Origin of the sequence: Halomonas sp. 707B3 (genome assembly GCF_024158645.1) — a bacterium.
Lineage (GTDB): Bacteria > Pseudomonadota > Gammaproteobacteria > Pseudomonadales > Halomonadaceae > Vreelandella > Vreelandella lionensis.
The window spans coordinates 1-2,847 of record NZ_JAMZBE010000244.1 but is presented as its reverse complement, the minus strand read 5'-3'; the positions used below and the strand labels follow the sequence as shown (position 1 = coordinate 2,847).

Genomic DNA, 2,847 nt, shown 5'->3' with positions numbered 1-2,847 from the left:
GCAGCGGCTCAGCTACATTAATAGAACATTAAGCCATTAACGTTGGATTAATGGTCATCAACACACATGGTAGCTATTTACCTTGGTGCTTGGGTCAGTGACAGCCATTTGGGGTAAATCACAGGAGTTACGCCATGAATGCAGTAACAACAAAAACACACGACCACTCATCCGGTGCGCCGAACGTCAAAATCATTATCAATAAGGTAGGGATGGAAAGACCACGTGCTTGGCTAGCCGCAGGTATGGAAGATTTTCGTCGTGCGTCCGCTATTAGCCTCGCTTACGGCATGTTTTGGGTGGGGTTGAGTATTGCCATTACCCTTGGTGCTTACACGCTGGGTTACTGGTATTGGCTATTGCCAATGATTGCTGGCTTCATGTTTATCGGGCCACTGGTGGCCGTTGGTTCCTATGGCATTAGCCTTGCCCTTGAGCGCGGACGTACCCCGAACTTGGGCGATGCGTTTGGTAGCTGGCGGCCCCATGCTGGGCAACTTGCCATGATGGGCGTCATGATGATGATCTTCTTTCTCGCCTGGATACGCCTAGCCACGCTGCTGTTTGCGCTGTTCTTTGGATTTGAAGTGCCCAGCCCGGCAACGCTATACACTACGCTGGTAACCACGCAGGAAGGCCTGAGTATGCTGGCCGTTGGCACGGTAGCAGGTGGTGTGCTGGCTTTTGGTGCTTTCGCGATCAGTGTGGTGGCCATCCCGACACTGATGGACCAAGACCTGACGTTTATGGAAGGCATTGAAGCCAGCGTACGCTGTGTAGCTCGCAATTTCCGGCCCATGCTGCTGTGGGCGGCCATTCTTACTGGCTGTGTGTTAGTGGGCGTTATGACGTTCTATATTGGCTTGGCGCTGATTCTGCCCGTGCTTGGCCATGCAAGCTGGCACGCTTACGAAGATCTAGTACGGTTTGAACCGGTCGAACAGCTGAAAACCTAGCGGCTAATAAACGCCAGGGTTACTCACTGCTTACCAAAAACATCGTAATTAGCCTGACCTATGAATTGAGATGGCGTACCCTAAACGCCATCTCTTTTTTATTGCTTTGAGCGTGCGTTGGCGGTCACGGTTTCGTCGCCTGGGGCACTGCGATATGAGGAATCAGTAGTGAAAGCGTTGTTATTGGGGTGGATTATGCTGGCGTTCAGCATTCCCCATACGGGGCTCGCTGAGACAGCAGATTCGCTGGCGGCACCGAGTGGGCCAGTGATACTCAAACTTGATGGTGATATTGCGGTGACCAATGTGGGCGAAGAAGCCCATTTTGATCGCGCGATGCTTAGCGCACTTCCGCAGCATGAATTTACGACAGGAACACCGTGGACGGAAGGGAACAGCCACTACCGTGGGCCGCTTATGCGTACCTTGCTTGAGCAGGTAGGCGCGGAAGGCAAGATCATTAACGTCGTGGCGCTTAACGGGTATGAAGCTGAAATTCCCGTCGCGGATTTCTACGACTACGATGTGATTTTGGCCTTAGAGCGTGACGAGAAAGCTATTCCTATACGTGAGTACGGGCCTTTATGGGTACTTTATCCCTTTGATCAGGATAAAGCGCTGCTAAGCGAACGAATGCGCTTTAGAGCCGTATGGCAGGTAATGCATATTAATGTCCGCCAGTGAATCCGTCACACGAGCGCCTCGACTGCTTCGCTATCCACGCCGCCTCAAGCTGGTGGCGATTATTACCGTACTTTTATTTGCGGCCGCGCTGGTGGTGGCCGCTTTATCCGCATGGCGACAGGATAATCTGACGCAAAGTCTGCGAGAAGATACGGCCTGGGTGGTCTATAAGCTCGACCGTGACGCCGTTCAACTACTGAACCACTTGCTGGCGGAAACACGGGGTCCCCTCTCTCCCGCCGCCCAGGATGAGCTAAACCTACGGTTTGAACTCCTCTATAGCCGGATCACCCTGTTAAGAGAAGGGGAGGTCAGCTCGCTGCTGCAGAGTATCAGTTCGGCAAGGGAGCTGCTTGACCAAATCCAGCGGCAGCTCGACAGCTTAGACCCTATGTTTGAGCCGCATGATGAATTGGCACGAATGCCGGTCACCGCTTTGGAAAGCGAGCTGCAGGTGCTTACACGGCTTACTGAGCGCTTTGTTATTGCCATCAATGGCTACTTGGCTGAGTCCGCGACGGAAGAGCGAGCGCTGCTCAGCACGCTCTATAAACTCTTAATGTCACTACTGATAGGTATGAGCCTAGCGGTGCTGCTGGTGATTATCTTTTTGGTGCGTGAAATGCGCGAAAGTGCTGCGGCACGCCGGGAACAAGAGCAGCTTAGTAAACAGCTTCAGGTAACGGCCAAGCAGGCCCAAGCCGCCAACCATGCTAAATCTGATTTTCTAGCAATGGTAAGCCATGAAATCCGCACGCCGCTAAACGGTGTGATCGGCATGAGCGAGCTCTTGCGTGAACCGGCAAGCCCCGCCCAAGTAGAGGATTACGCCCGCACCATTCACGACAGTGCCAACCAACTACTGGCGATGATTAATGAAATTCTCGATTTTTCTAAAATTGAGGCAGGCCACTTAACCCTTGAAACATCGTCCACGGCCATAAACCCTCTGGCAGAGGGGGTGATGGCACTGTTTGAGCCAAGAGCCCAGGAGAAAGGGTTGCGGCTTTCATTACACGTTGACCCGCTAGTACCTGGGTGGGTCATGATCGACGCGGGGCGACTGCGCCAAATTCTGCTCAATCTTATCGCCAATGCCATCAAATTTACTGACCCAAGCACCAAGGTAAATAGCTACCATGTGTGTTGATGACCATTAATCCAACGTTAATGGCTTAATGTTCTATTAATGTAGCTGAGCCGCTGC

2 protein-coding genes and 1 pseudogene are annotated in these 2,847 nt (G+C 52.5%); all 3 read left to right on the top strand.

The features are described 5' to 3' along the window. The first annotated feature begins 134 nt into the window (after positions 1–134). Complete coding sequence (locus BIS10_RS18160; protein ID WP_062374077.1) at positions 135–956, top strand: DUF2189 domain-containing protein; 822 nt, start codon at positions 135–137, stop codon at positions 954–956. Between the two features lie 195 nt (positions 957–1,151). Continuing rightward, positions 1,152–1,640, top strand: a complete 489-nt coding sequence (locus BIS10_RS18155) for a molybdopterin-dependent oxidoreductase (RefSeq protein WP_253507478.1) — start codon at positions 1,152–1,154, stop codon at positions 1,638–1,640. Further along, positions 1,627–2,754 (top strand): annotated as a pseudogene (locus tag BIS10_RS18150) (sensor histidine kinase); the annotation flags it as partial. The gene BIS10_RS18155 and the pseudogene BIS10_RS18150, both read left to right, overlap by 14 nt. Between the last annotated feature and the right edge of the window lie 93 nt (positions 2,755–2,847).